This is a genomic window from Variovorax sp. P1_G12, assembly GCF_056405555.1.
In genome coordinates, this window is the sequence record NZ_JBFUBW010000011.1 from 109576 (window position 1) to 125110 (window position 15535).

Here is a 15535-nt window from a genome sequence, read left to right on the forward strand (position 1 = left end):
GCCGCGCCTTGACGGATGACTACTGCTTCTTGGTGGCCGGCGGCGTGTCGGCGCCGTCGAACAGGCTCTTGGGCGGGTTCTTCTTCATGTCCTCGGCCACCTCGACCTGCTTGGCCGCCTGGCATTCGTCGGCCAGCCGCAGGCCCTGCTTCTGGCTCATCAGCATCGACTTGTTGCCCAACTGCAGCCACATGGCCTCGCGGACCGGGTCTTCGAGCCGGACCGCGCCGGTGCGGCTGGAGACCGGGTGCAGGCGGTACTTCACGTTGGCATGCGTCAGGATGAAGAAGCCGGGCTTCTTGGGATCGGCCTCGATGTTCACGCTGGCGCCGAGCTCGCACTTGATGGTGCCGGTCAGGATGGTCTCGGCGACCTTCAGGTCCTGCTCCGAGAGCGTGATGTCGGTTTCTTCGCTGATGGGCTTGGCTTCCTCGACCCGCTTGATGATGCGCTTGGGCACCACCTTCTGCACGACCTTCTTGCCGGTCGTGTTGGCTGCCGGCTGCTTCGCCGTGGTGCTTGCAGCATTGGTCTGGGCCATCGCCGCAAGCGGCAATGCGAGGGCGGTGGCGGCGATCAGGGCAATCGTCTTCATGGGTAGGTTTCTTTCGGGGGATGGGTTTTCAGGAGATAGCGGGAGCGAACCAGGCCTGCGCCTCGGAAGGCAAGCTGCGGCCGGTGGCATGCGCCCGCTCGAGAACCTGCCAGAAATGGCGGTAACTGGCGCGGTCATGCAATGTGCCATCGATACTGACCGGCGCCCACGCCACGGCCGCCGCAGCAGCCATGATTTTTGTAGCGATTTGAATCTGCCGCTCGTCGGGCGCGAAGGCCTCGAGGATCGGACGGATCTGGTTCGGATGGATGCTCCACATCCGCATATAGCCGAATTCGCCGGCCGCCTTGCGGGCCGCGGCGCGCATCGCATCGATGTCGTTGAACTCGGTCACGACGCAGTGCGAAGGCACCTTGCCATGCGCATGGGCGGCGGATGCGATCTCGAGCTTGGCGCGCACCACCAGCGGGTGCGTGAATTGCCCGGCGGCGGCCATGCCGTCGGCCGGAATGGCGCCGCCGTGCGCCGAGACGAAATCCATCAGCCCGAAGCTCAGCGACTGCACCCGGGGGTGGGCCGCGATTTCGAAGGCATGGTGCACCGCCAGTGGCGATTCGATCAGCACATGCAGCGGCAGTGCGTCGGCATCGGCGGCATCGAGCGCCTGCACGGCCTCGAGAACGTCGGCGATGGTTTCCACCTTGGGCACCATCAGGTGGCTCAGGCGCTGGCCGGCCCGGCCGGCGATCGTCATGACGTCGCCGGGGAACGAAGGATGGTCGACCGGATGGACCCGCGCGCCGACCCGCATGCCCGGTGCGGCGGACAGCGCGAGTTCGGTGACCAGCGCCGCATGCTCGGCCTCGCCGCCGATCGGGGCTCCGTCCTCGCAGTCGAGGGTGACGTCGAACACGCAGGCGCCGAATTCCTGGGCCATCTCGGCCTGCAGCGCCAGGCTCTTGCGCATGCGCGCTTCGACGCCGCTGTAATGGTCGCAGACCGGCAGCGCCACCGAGCCGGCCTGGGCGCCGAGCAGGACCTCGCGCGGATGAGGAGTCGAGATGCCTGTGCTCATGCTTTCTTCTGCGCCACGATGAACATGCGCGGAAAAGCCAGCAGCAGCCGGCCATCGGTGCGCGCCGGATAGGCCCGCGCGATGCGGCGTTCGTATTCGGCCAGGTAGCTGGTCCTGAGTTCGCCGGGCAAGGGGTCGACGAAGGGCTTGAGGCCCGTGCCGCTGACCCACTCGACGATCGCCGCCGCGGAGGCCATCGGATGCTGGTAGGCGGTGCGCCAGACATCGACCGCCGCAGCCTCGCCCGCGAGCAGGTCGTAGTAGCCGTCGATCGCCAGCAGTCGGGTACGGAGGCGGTCGGGATTGCCGATGGCCTGCGCCCAGGGCGCCTCGGCCGCCACCTCGCGCATCAGCCGATGCGTGGGCTCCTCGCGGTTGTCGGGCATCTGGATCGCCAGCACGCCCCCGGGCGCCAGTGCCGCGAAGAGCCTGGGAATCAGGGCCTCGTGGTCGGGCACCCACTGCAGGGCGGCATTGGCATAAATGAGGTCGGGCGCCGCTTCGGGCGCCCAGGTCGCGATGTCGCTGAGCTCGAAGCGGGCCTGCGGCAGCCGCTCGCGCGCGCTCGCGAGCATCGCCTCGGAGTTGTCGGTGCCGACAACGGCAGCGCCCGGAAAGCGCTGCACCAGCAGCTCGGTGGAATTGCCCGGCCCGCAGCCGAGGTCGAACACGCGTGCCGCCTCGGCCAGCGGCACGCGCGCCAGCAGTTCCCGGGCCGGACGCGTGCGCTCGTCCTCGTAGCGGCCGTAGAGCGCGGGATTCCAGTCGAGCATGCAGCGGGCGGCTTACAGCAGGTGGGCGACGCCGGCCTGCTCGTCCTGCAGTTCCTTGAGCGTCTTGTTGATGCGCTCCTGGCTGAAGGCGTCGATCTCGAGGCCCTCGACCAGCTTGTACTCGCCGTTCTCGCAGGTGACCGGGAAGCCGAACATGGTGTCCTTCGGAATGCCGTACTGGCCGTCCGACGGGATGCCCATCGTGACCCACTTGCCGTTGGTGCCGAGGGCCCAGTCGCGCATGTGGTCGATCGCTGCGTTGGCGGCCGAGGCGGCCGACGACAGGCCGCGCGCCTCGATGATGGCGGCGCCGCGCTTGCCGACCGTCGGCAGGAACACGTTGGCGTTCCATTCCTGGTCGTTGATCATCTTGGCGACGCTTTCGCCGTTGATGGTGGCGAAGCGGTAGTCGGCGTACATCGTGGGCGAATGGTTGCCCCAGACGGTGAGCTTCTCGATGTCGGCCACGGCCTTGCCGGTCTTGGCGGCGAGCTGGCTGGCGGCGCGGTTGTGGTCGAGGCGCAGCATGGCGGTGAAGTTCTTGCGCGGCAGGTCCGGTGCGCTCTTCATCGCGATGTAGGCGTTGGTGTTGGCCGGGTTGCCGACCACCAGCACCTTCACGTTGCGGCTCGCCACGGCGTTGAGCGCCTTGCCCTGCGCGGTGAAGATGGCGCCGTTGACGGCCAGCAGCTCGGCGCGTTCCATGCCCGGGCCGCGCGGACGCGAACCGACCAGCAGCGCGTAGTCGGCGTCCTTGAAGGCGGTCATCGGATCGCTGTGGGCTTCCATGCCGACCAGCAGCGGGAAGGCGCAGTCGTCGAGCTCCATCATCACGCCCTTGAGCGCCTTTTGCGGGCCTTCGACGGGGACTTCGAGCAATTGCAGGATGACCGGCTGGTCCTTGCCAAGCATTTCGCCGGAGGCGATGCGGAACAGCAGGGCGTAACCGATTTGGCCAGCGGCACCGGTGACGGCAACGCGAACAGGCTTTTTGCTCATGGGATAACTCCAGGAAATGAGTGAAAACGGTGCGTGACCGCAAGGTGCGGCCACAAGGTCGGGCCGGACGATGGCGCCCAGGCTTCGGACGTCTTCGATTTTATGCCGATTTGCGGTTTCGGTGGCGCCTGTCTTATGTCTTATATAAGATGTCGCCCGGAAAGCACCCGCCGCGGTGCGCCGACGCACCCATGACCACCTCTCCCACCGCCGTCGCCGAGCTCGCCACGCCGTCGTTCAGTCCGCTCTACCAGCAGATCAAATCGCTGATCCTGCAGAGCCTGCACGCCGGCGAATGGAAGCCGGGCGAACCCATTCCGAGCGAAATCGACCTCGCGGCACGCTTTCGGGTCAGCCAGGGCACGGTGCGCAAGGCCATCGACGAACTTGCGGCTGAAAACCTCGTGGTGCGTCGCCAGGGCAAGGGCACTTTCGTCGCCACCCACGCCGAGCAGCACGTGCAGTACCGATTCCTGAAGCTGGTGCCGGACAGCGGCGATGTCGACAGCGACGGGCCCGCCCAGCGCACGATCGTCGATTGCCGGCGCCAGCGCGCCAGCGCCGACGTCGCCCGGGCATTGGCGCTGCGCACCGGCGACGCCGTGCTGCAGGTGCGCCGCGTGCTGGCCTATCGCGGCACGCCGACCATCCTGGAGGAGCTCTGGCTGCCGGGAACGCCGTTCAAGGGACTCACGGCCGAACGGCTCACCGCGTGGCGCGGCCCCATGTACGCGCTGTTCGAGACCGAATTCGGCGTGCGCATGGTGCGCGCCGAGGAAAAAATCCGCGCCGTCCTGCCCGACGCGGCGCAGGCCGAGCTGCTGGCCGTCAGCACGGCGACGCCGCTGCTGAGCGTCGAACGCCTGGCTCTCACCTACCATGACACGCCCATGGAATTGCGCCGCGGCCTCTACCGCACGGACACGCACCACTATCGCAACCAGCTGGGGTGAACAGGCCCACCCAAACCATTGCGGGAGCTCAAGCATCCGAGTGCCCCGGTGCGATGACCTATCCTCCCCGAACGGCACGATGGTGCATTGCAATAGAATTTTGAGTTGTTTGCATTTTCTTGCTTCAGAACAAGCCGCCCTCTAAAAAATACCGAAAGCCCCCCATGACAGAGCTGGCCAACCCTCCCCGACCGCCGCGGCGCGAGTTCCGCAACATCAATCCGCTCTCCGATCTGACGACCTATCGGCTGCCGCCGGCGGGCATCGTCTCGATCCTGCACCGCGTCAGCGGCGTGCTGATGTTCCTGCTGCTGCCCTTCATCATCTGGATGTTCGACACCTCGGTGTCTTCCGAGATTTCCTTCGCGCGCTTCTCGGCCGCCTTCAACATCGGGGTCGGATTCCTTCCGGGCTGGTTCCTCAAGCTGGTCGCGCTGGCGCTCATCTGGGCCTACTTGCACCACTTCATCGCCGGCCTGCGCCATCTGTGGATGGACGTGAGCCACGCCGCGGTCGAAAAGAAGAGCGGCAACAGCACGGCACTCGCCACGCTGTTCCTGAGCGTCCTGCTGACCGTCGTCCTCGGCGCCAAGCTGTTCGGCCTTTATTGATTTCTTGCGGGTCGGATCTTCAGCTCTGACCCCAACTGAATAGGAAACTGACAATGTCCGTGAACTACGGCTCCAAGCGCATCGTCGTCGGTGCGCACTACGGCTTGCGCGACTGGCTGAGCCAGCGCATCACCGGCGCCCTGATGGCGCTCTTCACCGTGATCCTGCTGGCGCAGGTGATCTTCAAGCGCGGCCCGATCGGCTACGACCTCTGGGCCGGCATCTTCGCCGCCCAATGGATGAAGGTGCTCACCTTCGTGGTGATCGCCTCGCTGCTCTATCACGTCTGGGTCGGCATGCGCGACGTCTGGATGGACTACGTCCAGCCGGTCGGCATCCGGCTGCTGTTGCAAGTTTTCACGATCGTCTGGCTTGTCGGTTGCGCGGGTTGGGCCATTCAAGTGCTCTGGAGGCTCTAACCCAATGACTTACACCAAAGATCAAATCACCAAGCGCAAGTTCGACGTCGTCATCATCGGCGCCGGCGGCTCCGGCATGCGCGCATCCCTGCAACTGGCACGCGCCGGCCTCAACGTCGCCGTGCTTTCGAAGGTGTTCCCGACCCGCTCGCACACCGTCGCGGCCCAAGGCGGCGTCGGCGCCTCGCTCGGCAACATGAGCGAGGACAACTGGCACTACCACTTCTACGACACGATCAAGGGCTCCGACTGGCTCGGCGACCAGGATGCGATCGAGTTCATGTGCCGCGAGGCACCCAAGGTGGTGTATGAGCTCGAGCACTTCGGCATGCCCTTCGACCGCAACCCGGACGGCACGATCTACCAGCGTCCGTTCGGCGGCCACACCGCCAACTACGGCGAGAAGCCGGTGCAGCGCGCCTGCGCCGCGGCCGACCGCACCGGCCACGCGATGCTGCACACGCTCTACCAGAAGAACGTCGAGGCCCGCACCCAGTTCTTCGTCGAATGGATGGCGCTCGACCTGATCCGCGACGCCGAAGGCGACGTGGTCGGCGTGACCGCGCTCGAGATGGAAACCGGCGACCTGCACATCCTGCAGGCCAAGACCGTGCTGCTGGCGACCGGCGGCGCAGGCCGCATCTTCGCGGCCTCGACCAACGCCTTCATCAACACCGGCGACGGCCTCGGCATGGCCGCGCGCTCGGGCATCCCGCTGCAGGACATGGAGTTCTGGCAGTTCCACCCGACCGGCGTGGCCGGCGCCGGCGTGCTGCTGACCGAAGGCTGCCGCGGCGAAGGCGCGATCCTGCTCAACAGCAACGGCGAGCGCTTCATGGAGCGCTACGCGCCGACCCTGAAGGACCTCGCGCCGCGCGACTTCGTCTCGCGCTCGATGGACCAGGAAATCAAGGAAGGCCGCGGCTGCGGCCCGAACAAGGACTACGTGCTGCTGAAGCTCGACCACCTCGGTGCCGAGACCATCCACAAGCGGCTGCCCTCGGTGTACGAGATCGGCGTCAACTTCGCCAACGTCGACATCACCAAGGAACCGATCCCGGTGGTGCCGACCATCCACTACCAGATGGGCGGCATTCCGACCAACATCAACGGCCAGGTCGTGATCCAGAAGGGCGAAGACAACAGCGCCGTGGTCAACGGCCTCTATGCGGTGGGCGAATGCTCCTGCGTGAGCGTGCACGGCGCCAACCGCCTGGGCACCAACTCGCTGCTCGACCTGCTGGTGTTCGGCCGCGCGGCCGGCAATCACATCGTCGAGTTCAACGACAAGCTGAAGGAGCACAAGGATCTGCCCGCAGACGCCGCCGACCGCACCCTGGAGCGCCTGAACCAGCTCGAGGCCTCGACCTCGGGCGAGTACGCGCAGGACGTGGCCAACGAGATCCGCTCGGTGATGCAGCAGCACGCGGCCGTGTTCCGCAAGCAGGCCACGATGGACGAAGGCGTGCAGAAGATCGCCGAGGTCCGCAAGCGCGTCGCCGCCGTCACCCTCAAGGACAAGTCGCGCGTGTTCAACACCGCGCGCATCGAAGCCCTCGAAGTCGACAACCTGATCGAAGTGGCGCAGGCCACGATGGTCTCGGCCGCCGCCCGCCGCGAATGCCGCGGCGCCCACACGGTCGAGGACTACGAGCGCCCGGCCGACGATCCGGTCGCGCCGCTGGGCCGCGACGACGCCAACTGGATGAAGCACACGCTCTGGTACAGCCAGGACAACCGCCTCTCGTACAAGCCGGTCAAGCTGCAGCCGCTGACGGTGGCCTCGGTGCCGCCGAAGGTCCGCACGTTCTAAGGCCCGGGAAAGCATCACAAGGACATCACGATGAAGCGCACATTCCAAATCTACCGCTACGACCCGGACAAGGACGCCAAGCCCTACATGCAGACCATCGAGATCGAACTCGACGGCCACGAGCGCATGCTGCTCGACGCCCTCATGAAGCTCAAGGCGCAGGACCCGACGCTGTCGTTCCGCCGCTCTTGCCGCGAAGGCGTCTGCGGCTCGGACGCGATGAACATCAACGGCAAGAACGGCCTGGCCTGCCTGACCAACATGCTCACGCTCAAGGGCACGATCGTGCTCAAGCCGCTGCCCGGCCTGCCGGTGATCCGCGACCTGATCGTGGACATGACGCAGTTCTTCAAGCAGTACAACTCGATCAAGCCCTACCTGCAGAACGACACCGTGCCGCCCGAGAAGGAGCGCCTGCAGTCGCCCGAGGAGCGCGACGAGCTCAACGGCCTGTACGAGTGCATCCTGTGCGCGAGCTGCTCGACCAGCTGCCCGAGCTTCTGGTGGAACCCCGACAAGTTCGTCGGCCCGGCCGGGCTGCTGCAAGCCTACCGCTTCATCGCCGACAGCCGCGACGAAGCCACCGGCGAGCGCCTGGACAACCTTGAAGACCCGTATCGCCTGTTCCGCTGCCACTCGATCATGAACTGCGTCGACGTGTGCCCCAAGAACCTGAACCCGACCCGGGCGATCGGCAAGATCAAGGAACTCATGGTGCGTCGCGCCATCTAGCCCGAGTGACGGACCCCATGCAAGCCACCGACGACCTCTCCGAGCCGATCAGCGTGCGTGCGCTGAGCAAGCTCAAGTGGCGCTGCCGGCGCGGCCTGCTTGAAAACGACCTGTTCATTGCCCGCTTCTTCGAACGGCACGAGGCAAGCCTGACCCGCGGGCAGGCACAGGCACTGGAGACATTGATGGACCTGTCGGACAACGACCTGCTCGACCTCCTGCTCGCGCGAAAGGAGCCCGAGCCCGGATGGGCCGGGGCCGAGGTGGTCGAACTGCTGCGACTGATGCGCAGCGACGGTGCGCAATTCCTATCTTCCTGATCCATTCTTTGAAAGACACTCGAAATGAAAGCATCCGAGAACAAGGCCACGCTGTCGTTCAGCAACGGCGGACAGAACGTCGAGCTGCCGATCTACAAGGGGACCCTCGGCCCTGACGTGATCGACATCCGCAAGCTCTACGCCCAGACGGGCATGTTCACCTACGACCCGGGCTTCATGTCGACGGCCTCGTGCGAATCGGCCATCACCTACATCGACGGCGACAAGGGCGAACTGCTGTACCGCGGCTACCCGATCGAGCAGCTCGCAACCAACTGCGACTTCCTCGAGACCTGCCACCTGCTGCTGTACGGCGAGCTGCCCGACCAGGCCAAGAAGACCAGCTTCACGAAGCTCGTGACCAATCACACGATGGTCAACGAGCAGATGCAGTTCTTCCTGCGCGGTTTCCGCCGCGACGCGCACCCGATGGCCATCATGACCGGCCTGGTCGGCGCGCTGTCGGCCTTCTATCACGACAGCACGGACATCAACAATCCGAAGCACCGCGAGATCGCCGCGATCCGCCTGATCGCGAAGATGCCGACGCTGGTCGCCATGGCCTACAAGTACACCGTGGGCCAGCCCTACATGTACCCGAAGAACGACCTCAGCTATGCGGGCAACTTCCTGCACATGATGTTCGCGACGCCGTGCGAGGAGTACAAGGTGAGCCCGGTACTCGAGCGCGCGCTCGACCGCATCTTCATCCTGCACGCCGACCACGAGCAGAACGCCTCGACCTCGACCGTGCGCCTGTGCGGCTCGTCGGGCACCAACCCCTTCGCGGCGATCGCGGCCGGCGTGGCCTGCCTCTGGGGCCCGGCCCACGGCGGCGCCAACGAGGCGGCGCTCAACATGCTCTACGACATCCAGAAGGCGGGCGGCGTCGACAAGATCGGCGAGTTCATCAAGCAGGTCAAGGACAAGAACTCGAACGTCAAGCTGATGGGCTTCGGGCATCGCGTCTACAAGAACTACGACCCGCGCGCCAAGCTGATGCAGGAAACCTGCAAGGAAGTGCTGGGCGAACTGGGCCTCGAGAACGATCCCCTGTTCAAGCTCGCCATGGCGCTCGAGAAGATCGCCCTGGAAGACGAATACTTCGTCTCGCGCAAGCTCTACCCGAACGTCGACTTCTATTCGGGCATCGTGCAGCGCGCGATCGGCATCCCGGTGCCGCTGTTCACCGCCGTCTTCGCGCTCGCGCGCACGGTCGGCTGGATTGCCCAGCTCAACGAGATGATCGGCGACCCGGACTACAAGATCGGCCGTCCGCGCCAACTCTTCGAAGGCTCGGTCAAGCGCGACGTCAAGCCCATCGCACAACGCTGATCGCCGTCAGGCTCTCACACAGGAAAGCTGCCTTCGGGCAGCTTTTTTGCGTTTTGGCTGACAGGAAGCCGAACTGCGGGCGAATAACTTCATGGCGTCATCCACCCCAAGGAGTTCCACCATGAAGAAACTCGCTGCCATGATCGCCGTCGTCTTCGCCTTCGCCGTGCCGCTGGCCGGCTGCAACACCATGAAGGGTGCCGGCCAGGACATCCAGAAGGGTGGCCAGAAGATGGAAGACGCCGCGACCAAGAAGCAATAAGCGCCATTCCCGCGCCGCTCATCGCGCCGCGGCATCGAAGCCATCGCCGATCGCGATGGCTTCCTCATTGAAACTGAGAGAAAATGTGGGCTTCCATCTCTGAACGAGATGCCAAAGCCCCAATGACCTCTTCCGAACGCAGTTTCGCCCGCCGCATCGACCTCACGTCGCTGCAGTTGTTCGTGGCTGTCTGCGAACTCGGCAGCATCGGTCGCGCGGCGGAACGCGAGTTCATCGCGGCTTCGGCGATCAGCAAGCGGCTGTCCGACCTCGAAGCCACCCTCGGCACCCCCCTGCTCTACCGCCACGCGCGCGGCGTCGACCTGACGCCGGCCGGCGAGAGCCTGCTGCACCATGCGCGATCGGTGCTCTACAGCCTCGAGAAGATGCAGGGCGAACTCAGCGAATACGCCGATGGCGTGCGCGGGCATGTCCGGGTGCACGCCAACATCTCGGCCATCGTTCAGTTCCTTCCCGAGGATCTCGGCGCCTTCACGCGCGAGCACGACGCGATCAAGATCGACCTCGAAGAGCACTTGAGCAGCGAGGTCGTGCGCGCCGTTCACGAGGGCGCGGCCGACCTCGGCGTTTGCCACCTCGCCGACGGCGCGGCCGACCTGCAGAGCCTGCCCTACCGCGACGACGCGCTGACGCTGATCGTGCCCGCCGGCCACGCACTGGCGTGCGAACGCGCGATCGATTTCGTCGACTCGCTGGACTACGACCACGTCGGCCTGCACACCAACAGCTCGATCTACGTCGCGATGCACCAGGCCGCGCTGGCCGCAAGCCGCAGCATCCGCCTGCGCATCCACGTGACGGGCCTCGACGCGATGTGCCGGATGATCGAGAACGGACTCGGCGTCGGCGTGATGCCGCTGCGCGCCTTCGAACTGATGCAGGGCGGCATCGGCCGCGGCCTGACCAGCATCGCGCTCAACGACGCCTGGGCCGCGCGCCAGATCCGCCTGATCGCACGCGACTTCTCGACCCTGCCGGTTGCCGCCCGCATGCTCGTCAAGCACCTGCATACCCCTGCTGACGCGACGCCCGCGCAGCTCGCCGCATAAGACAATCACCCTCCCACGAAAGAGACCCATGGCACGCACGCTCTACGACAAACTCTGGGACGAACACGTCGTCCACACCGAGGAAGACGGCACCTCGATCCTCTACATCGACCGCCACCTGGTGCATGAAGTCACCAGCCCTCAGGCTTTCGAAGGACTGCGCGAGGCCGGCCGCAAGCTCTGGCGCATCAGCTCGGTGGTCGCGACGGCCGACCACAACACGCCGACCACCCACTGGGAACTGGGCTACGACGGCATCACCGATCCCGTCAGCAAGGAACAGATCACCACGCTGGACACGAACATCAAGGAATTCGGCGCCGCCGCCTTCTTCCCGTTCCTGAGCAAGCGCCAGGGCATCGTGCACGTGATCGGGCCCGAGTCGGGCGCCACCTTGCCCGGCATGACCGTGGTTTGCGGCGACTCGCACACCTCGACCCACGGCGCTTTCGGCGCGCTCGCGCACGGCATCGGCACCAGCGAGGTCGAGCACGTGATGGCGACCCAGACCCTGCTCGCCAAAAAGGCCAAGAACMTGCTCGTGAAGGTTGAAGGCAAGCTGCCGCTGGGCTGCACCGCCAAGGACATCGTGCTCGCSATCATCGGCARGATCGGCACCGCCGGCGGCACSGGCTACACCATCGAGTTCGCCGGTTCGGCGATCCGCGACCTGAGCATGGAAGGCCGCATGACGGTCTGCAACATGGCGATCGAGGCCGGCGCCCGCGCCGGGCTGGTGGCAGTGGACGACAAGACCATCGCCTACGTCCAGGGCCGCCCGCTGGCGCCGACCGGCGTCGAATGGGACCAGGCCGTCGCCTACTGGAAGACGCTGCAGTCCGACCCCGGCGCGCACTTCGACCTGGTGGTCGAGCTCGACGCCGCGCAGATCAAGCCGCAAGTCACCTGGGGCACCTCGCCCGAGATGGTGGTTCCGGTGGACGGCCGCGTGCCCGACCCGGACAAGGAAAAGGACGCCAACAAGCGCGGCGCGATCGAGCGCGCGCTGGCCTACATGGGCCTGGAGCCGAACAAGCCGATGAACGACATCCTGATCGACAAGGTCTTCATCGGCTCCTGCACCAACAGCCGCATCGAGGACATGCGCGAGGCCGCGGCGATGGTCAAGCGGCTGGGCCAGAAGGTGGCCAAGAACGTCAAGCTCGCCATGGTGGTGCCGGGCTCGGGCCTGGTCAAGGAACAGGCGGAGCGCGAAGGCCTGGACCAGATCTTCAAGGCGGCAGGCTTCGAATGGCGTGAACCCGGCTGCTCGATGTGCCTGGCGATGAACGCCGACCGGCTCGAGCCGGGCGAGCGCTGCGCCTCGACCAGCAACCGCAACTTCGAAGGCCGCCAGGGCGCCGGTGGCCGCACCCACCTCGTGAGCCCGGCCATGGCCGCCGCAGCCGCGGTCCATGGCCACTTCGTCGACGTCCGCCAGTTCTCATGAAACCTTGCGGAACAGACCAAGAATTGCGAAGCAATTTTTGCTCTGTTCTCAACTGACCAGATAGACATCACCATGCAGAAATTCACCGTGCACAAGGGCCTCGTGGCACCGATGGACCGCGAGAACGTCGACACCGACGCGATCATCCCGAAGCAGTTCCTGAAGTCGATCCGCAAGACCGGCTTCGGGCCCAATCTGTTCGACGCCTGGCGCTACCTGGACCCGGGCGAGCCGGGCCAGGATCCGAAGTCGCGCAAGCCGAACCCCGACTTCGTGCTGAACCAGCCGCGCTACGCCGGCGCCTCGGTGCTGCTGGCGCGCAAGAACTTCGGCTGCGGCTCGTCGCGCGAGCACGCACCGTGGGCACTCGACCAATACGGCTTCCGCGCCATCATCGCGCCGAGCTACGCCGACATCTTCTTCAACAACAGCTTCAAGAACGGCCTGTTGCCGATCGTGCTGAGCGAAGCCCAGGTGGCGCAGCTGTTCGACGAGACCCTCGCCTTTCCGGGCTACAGCCTGACCGTCGACCTCGAGCGCCAGGTGGTCGTCAAGCCGGACGGCAGCGAGCTCCCGTTCGAGGTCCAGGCCTTCCGCAAGTACTGCCTGCTCAACGGCCTCGACGACATCGGCCTGACCCTGCGCCACAAGGACAAGATCGCGGCCTTCGAAGCCGAGCGCCTGGCCAAGAAGCCCTGGCTGTCGCACCAACTCATCGCCTGAAATCCATTGTTCAATCTTCTCCGTACAAGCTCATGAAAATCGCAGTCCTCCCCGGTGATGGCATCGGCACCGAAATCGTTGCCGAGGCGATCCGCGTCCTCGATGTGCTCGACCTGTCCTTCGAGACCGAACAGGCGCTGGTCGGCGGCGCCGCCTACGAGGCCCACGGCCACCCGCTGCCCGAGTCCACGCTGAAACTGGCCAAGGAAGCCGACGCGGTGCTGTTCGGCGCCGTGGGGGACTGGAAGTACGACAAGCTCGAACGCTCGCTGCGCCCCGAGCAGGCCATCCTGGGCCTGCGCAAGAACCTCGGCCTGTTCGCCAACTTCCGCCCGGCCATCTGCTACGAGCAGCTGGTGGACGCCTCGAGCCTGAAGCCCGAGCTGATCGCGGGGCTGGACATCCTGATCATTCGCGAACTGACCGGCGACATCTATTTCGGCCAGCCGCGCGGCCGCCGCACCGCGGTCGACGGCCACTTCCCGGGCGCCGAGGAAGCCTTCGACACCATGCGCTATTCGCGCCCCGAGGTCGAGCGCATCGCCCACGTCGCCTTCCAGGCGGCGCGCAAGCGCAGCAAGCGCGTGACCAGCGTCGACAAGGCCAACGTGCTCGAGACCTTCCAGTTCTGGAAGGACATCGTGACCGAGGTCGGCCGCGAATATCCCGACATCGAACTCGACCACATGTACGTCGACAACGCTGCCATGCAGCTGGTCAAGGCACCCAAGAAGTTCGACGTGGTGGTCACCGGCAACATGTTCGGCGACATCCTGTCGGACGAGGCCGCGATGCTCACCGGCTCGATCGGCATGCTGCCCTCGGCCTCGCTGAACGCCAGCAACCAGGGCCTCTACGAGCCCAGCCACGGCAGCGCGCCCGACATTGCCGGCAAAGGGGTTGCCAATCCTTTGGCTACAATCCTGTCCGCTGCCATGATGCTTCGCTTTTCCCTCAACCAGCCCGAGGCTGCCGACCGGATCGAGTCGGCGGTCAAGTCCGTGCTGGCCCAGGGGCTGCGCACGGCAGACATCTGGTCCGCAGGCACGACCAAGGTCGGCACCCGCGAGATGGGCGATGCCGTGGTGGCTGCCATCACCAAAAAGACGATTACCGGCTAAACCAGCCCGCTTCGTCACGCCCTTCCCGGCTCTGACGAGCCGGGCGCAAAGAGAAGACAGTTTCTTTTTTCACAAGGGCAATTTGAAATGGCGAACGCAAATCAACCTCTGGTCGGCCTCGTGGGCTGGCGCGGCATGGTCGGCTCGGTCCTCATGGACCGGATGCAGGCCGAAGGCGACTTCGGACTGATCGAGCCGGTCTTCTTCTCGACTTCGAACGCCGGCGGCAAGGCCCCGGCGATGGCGAAGAACGAGACCACGCTGAAGGACGCCCACGACATCGAGGCACTCAAGAAGTGCGACATCGTCGTCACCGCCCAAGGCGGCGACTACACGACCGAGGTGTTCCCGAAGCTGCGTGCGGCCGGCTGGAAGGGCCACTGGATCGACGCCGCGTCCACGCTGCGCATGAACGACGACACGATCATCGTGCTCGATCCGGTCAACCTGCCGGTGATCCAGAACGCGCTCGCCAAGGGCGGCAAGAACTGGATCGGCGGCAACTGCACCGTCAGCTGCATGCTGATGGGCGTGGGCGCGCTCTACAAGGCCGGCCTGGTCGAGTGGATGACCAGCATGACCTACCAGGCGGCCTCGGGTGGCGGCGCGCAGCACATGCGCGAGCTGCTGACCCAGTTCGGCACCCTCAACGCCGAGGTGCGCGCGCTGCTCGACGACCCGAAGTCGGCGATCCTCGAGATCGACCGCAAGGTGCTGGCCAAGCAGCAGTCGCTGAGCGCCGCTGAAACCGCGAACTTCGGCGCCCCGCTCGGCGGCAGCCTGATCCCCTGGATCGACAAGGACCTGGGCGACGGCATGAGCAAGGAAGAGTGGAAGGGTGGCGCCGAGACCAACAAGATCCTCGGCCAGGGCGCGGGCTTCGGCACCGCCGCGACGCCGGTCGACGGCTTCTGCGTGCGCATCGGCGCGATGCGCTGCCACAGCCAGGCGCTGACCTTCAAGCTCAAAAAGGACGTTCCGGTGGCCGACATCGAGGCGCTGATGGCGGCCGACAACGAGTGGGTCAAGGTGGTGCCGAACACCCGCGAGGCCACGGTCCGCGACCTGACGCCGGTGGCCGTCACCGGCACGATGACGATTCCGGTCGGCCGCGTGCGCAAGCTTGCGATGGGTCCGGAGTACGTGGGCGCCTTCACTATCGGCGACCAACTGCTGTGGGGCGCCGCCGAACCGCTGCGCCGCATGCTGCGCATCCTGCTGGAGGAATGAGTTCGCCCCCAGGTTGCCCGGCACTTCGTGTCCGGGCGCCCACCCCCTGCCGGGGGCAACACCAGCGGCCCGGCGAAGCCGGTTCCGCGGTGT

At 65.8% G+C, this 15535-nt stretch carries 17 protein-coding genes; 13 read left to right on the forward strand and 4 right to left on the reverse strand.

All coding sequences use genetic code 11. The features are described 5' to 3' along the window. Nucleotides 1-19 precede the first annotated feature (19 nt). The 4 genes from AC1D2O_RS14820 to AC1D2O_RS14835 are packed head-to-tail and all read right to left on the reverse strand — an operon-like array spanning nt 20 to nt 3403. Entirely contained in the window at nt 20-595 is a 576-nt protein-coding gene (locus tag AC1D2O_RS14820; protein WP_478157288.1) for a hypothetical protein, read from the reverse strand. A 28-nt stretch (nt 596-623) separates the two neighbouring features. Continuing rightward, on the reverse strand, nt 624-1631 hold the full coding sequence (locus AC1D2O_RS14825; RefSeq protein WP_478094408.1) for an HpcH/HpaI aldolase/citrate lyase family protein: 1008 nt from the start codon (nt 1629-1631) through the stop codon (nt 624-626). Then, nucleotides 1628-2404, reverse strand: coding sequence for a trans-aconitate 2-methyltransferase (gene tam / locus AC1D2O_RS14830; RefSeq protein ID WP_478094407.1), 777 nt, complete (start codon nt 2402-2404; stop codon nt 1628-1630). Before tam ends, AC1D2O_RS14825 begins: the two co-directional genes overlap by 4 nt. 12 nt (nt 2405-2416) lie before the next feature. After that, nucleotides 2417-3403 (reverse strand): malate dehydrogenase, encoded by a 987-nt coding sequence (locus tag AC1D2O_RS14835; RefSeq protein WP_478157290.1) that lies wholly within the window; start codon nt 3401-3403, stop codon nt 2417-2419. Nucleotides 3404-3594: 191 nt separating this feature from the next. Between AC1D2O_RS14835 and AC1D2O_RS14840 the strand changes: the two genes are divergently transcribed. The 13 genes from AC1D2O_RS14840 to asd all read left to right on the forward strand — a co-directional run bounded on the left by AC1D2O_RS14840 (nt 3595) and on the right by asd (nt 15442). Beyond that, complete coding sequence (locus AC1D2O_RS14840) at nt 3595-4356, forward strand: GntR family transcriptional regulator (protein ID WP_478157292.1); 762 nt, start codon at nt 3595-3597, stop codon at nt 4354-4356. 164 nt (nt 4357-4520) lie between these two features. Further along, nucleotides 4521-4967: a succinate dehydrogenase, cytochrome b556 subunit gene (sdhC, locus tag AC1D2O_RS14845; protein WP_478094214.1), complete on the forward strand. Its 447-nt coding sequence runs from the start codon at nt 4521-4523 to the stop codon at nt 4965-4967. A gap of 53 nt (nt 4968-5020) precedes the next feature. Continuing rightward, the gene (sdhD, locus tag AC1D2O_RS14850; RefSeq protein ID WP_286510114.1) at nt 5021-5386 is read left to right on the forward strand and encodes a succinate dehydrogenase, hydrophobic membrane anchor protein; all 366 of its coding nucleotides are present in this window, start codon (nt 5021-5023) and stop codon (nt 5384-5386) included. A 4-nt stretch (nt 5387-5390) separates the two neighbouring features. Then, complete coding sequence (sdhA, locus tag AC1D2O_RS14855) at nt 5391-7199, forward strand: succinate dehydrogenase flavoprotein subunit (protein WP_478157294.1); 1809 nt, start codon at nt 5391-5393, stop codon at nt 7197-7199. 30 nt (nt 7200-7229) lie between these two features. Then, on the forward strand, nt 7230-7931 hold the full coding sequence (locus tag AC1D2O_RS14860) for a succinate dehydrogenase iron-sulfur subunit (protein ID WP_442281862.1): 702 nt from the start codon (nt 7230-7232) through the stop codon (nt 7929-7931). A gap of 17 nt (nt 7932-7948) precedes the next feature. Next, nucleotides 7949-8251, forward strand: coding sequence for an FAD assembly factor SdhE (locus AC1D2O_RS14865; RefSeq protein ID WP_478089093.1), 303 nt, complete (start codon nt 7949-7951; stop codon nt 8249-8251). 24 nt (nt 8252-8275) lie between these two features. Next, nucleotides 8276-9586, forward strand: coding sequence for a citrate synthase (gltA, locus tag AC1D2O_RS14870; RefSeq protein WP_478089094.1), 1311 nt, complete (start codon nt 8276-8278; stop codon nt 9584-9586). 121 nt (nt 9587-9707) lie between these two features. Beyond that, nucleotides 9708-9848 (forward strand): entericidin A/B family lipoprotein, encoded by a 141-nt coding sequence (locus AC1D2O_RS14875; RefSeq protein WP_478089095.1) that lies wholly within the window; start codon nt 9708-9710, stop codon nt 9846-9848. 122 nt (nt 9849-9970) lie between these two features. Further along, a complete protein-coding gene (locus AC1D2O_RS14880) occupies nt 9971-10918 on the forward strand; it encodes a LysR substrate-binding domain-containing protein (RefSeq protein WP_478089096.1) in 948 nt (315 codons plus the stop codon). 28 nt (nt 10919-10946) lie between these two features. After that, a complete protein-coding gene (gene leuC, locus AC1D2O_RS14885; RefSeq protein ID WP_478157296.1) occupies nt 10947-12368 on the forward strand; it encodes a 3-isopropylmalate dehydratase large subunit in 1422 nt (473 codons plus the stop codon). A gap of 72 nt (nt 12369-12440) precedes the next feature. Continuing rightward, a complete protein-coding gene (gene leuD / locus AC1D2O_RS14890) occupies nt 12441-13091 on the forward strand; it encodes a 3-isopropylmalate dehydratase small subunit (protein WP_478089098.1) in 651 nt (216 codons plus the stop codon). A 32-nt stretch (nt 13092-13123) separates the two neighbouring features. Continuing rightward, nucleotides 13124-14212, forward strand: coding sequence for a 3-isopropylmalate dehydrogenase (leuB, locus tag AC1D2O_RS14895; RefSeq protein ID WP_478089099.1), 1089 nt, complete (start codon nt 13124-13126; stop codon nt 14210-14212). Between the two features lie 87 nt (nt 14213-14299). Further along, a complete protein-coding gene (gene asd, locus AC1D2O_RS14900) occupies nt 14300-15442 on the forward strand; it encodes an aspartate-semialdehyde dehydrogenase (protein ID WP_478089100.1) in 1143 nt (380 codons plus the stop codon). Nucleotides 15443-15535: the final 93 nt, after the last annotated feature.

Coding starts and splice junctions, on each gene's coding strand:
- tam (WP_478094407.1), bottom strand. CDS start 2,404: ATGCTCGACTGGAATCCCGCGCTCTACGGCCGCTACGAGGACGAGCGC.
- AC1D2O_RS14860 (WP_442281862.1), top strand. CDS start 7,230: ATGAAGCGCACATTCCAAATCTACCGCTACGACCCGGACAAGGACGCC.
- AC1D2O_RS14835 (WP_478157290.1), bottom strand. CDS start 3,403: ATGAGCAAAAAGCCTGTTCGCGTTGCCGTCACCGGTGCCGCTGGCCAA.
- sdhC (WP_478094214.1), top strand. CDS start 4,521: ATGACAGAGCTGGCCAACCCTCCCCGACCGCCGCGGCGCGAGTTCCGC.
- AC1D2O_RS14875 (WP_478089095.1), top strand. CDS start 9,708: ATGAAGAAACTCGCTGCCATGATCGCCGTCGTCTTCGCCTTCGCCGTG.
- AC1D2O_RS14840 (WP_478157292.1), top strand. CDS start 3,595: ATGACCACCTCTCCCACCGCCGTCGCCGAGCTCGCCACGCCGTCGTTC.
- sdhA (WP_478157294.1), top strand. CDS start 5,391: ATGACTTACACCAAAGATCAAATCACCAAGCGCAAGTTCGACGTCGTC.
- AC1D2O_RS14865 (WP_478089093.1), top strand. CDS start 7,949: ATGCAAGCCACCGACGACCTCTCCGAGCCGATCAGCGTGCGTGCGCTG.
- AC1D2O_RS14825 (WP_478094408.1), bottom strand. CDS start 1,631: ATGAGCACAGGCATCTCGACTCCTCATCCGCGCGAGGTCCTGCTCGGC.
- AC1D2O_RS14880 (WP_478089096.1), top strand. CDS start 9,971: ATGACCTCTTCCGAACGCAGTTTCGCCCGCCGCATCGACCTCACGTCG.
- asd (WP_478089100.1), top strand. CDS start 14,300: ATGGCGAACGCAAATCAACCTCTGGTCGGCCTCGTGGGCTGGCGCGGC.
- sdhD (WP_286510114.1), top strand. CDS start 5,021: ATGTCCGTGAACTACGGCTCCAAGCGCATCGTCGTCGGTGCGCACTAC.
- leuB (WP_478089099.1), top strand. CDS start 13,124: ATGAAAATCGCAGTCCTCCCCGGTGATGGCATCGGCACCGAAATCGTT.
- leuD (WP_478089098.1), top strand. CDS start 12,441: ATGCAGAAATTCACCGTGCACAAGGGCCTCGTGGCACCGATGGACCGC.
- AC1D2O_RS14820 (WP_478157288.1), bottom strand. CDS start 595: ATGAAGACGATTGCCCTGATCGCCGCCACCGCCCTCGCATTGCCGCTT.
- gltA (WP_478089094.1), top strand. CDS start 8,276: ATGAAAGCATCCGAGAACAAGGCCACGCTGTCGTTCAGCAACGGCGGA.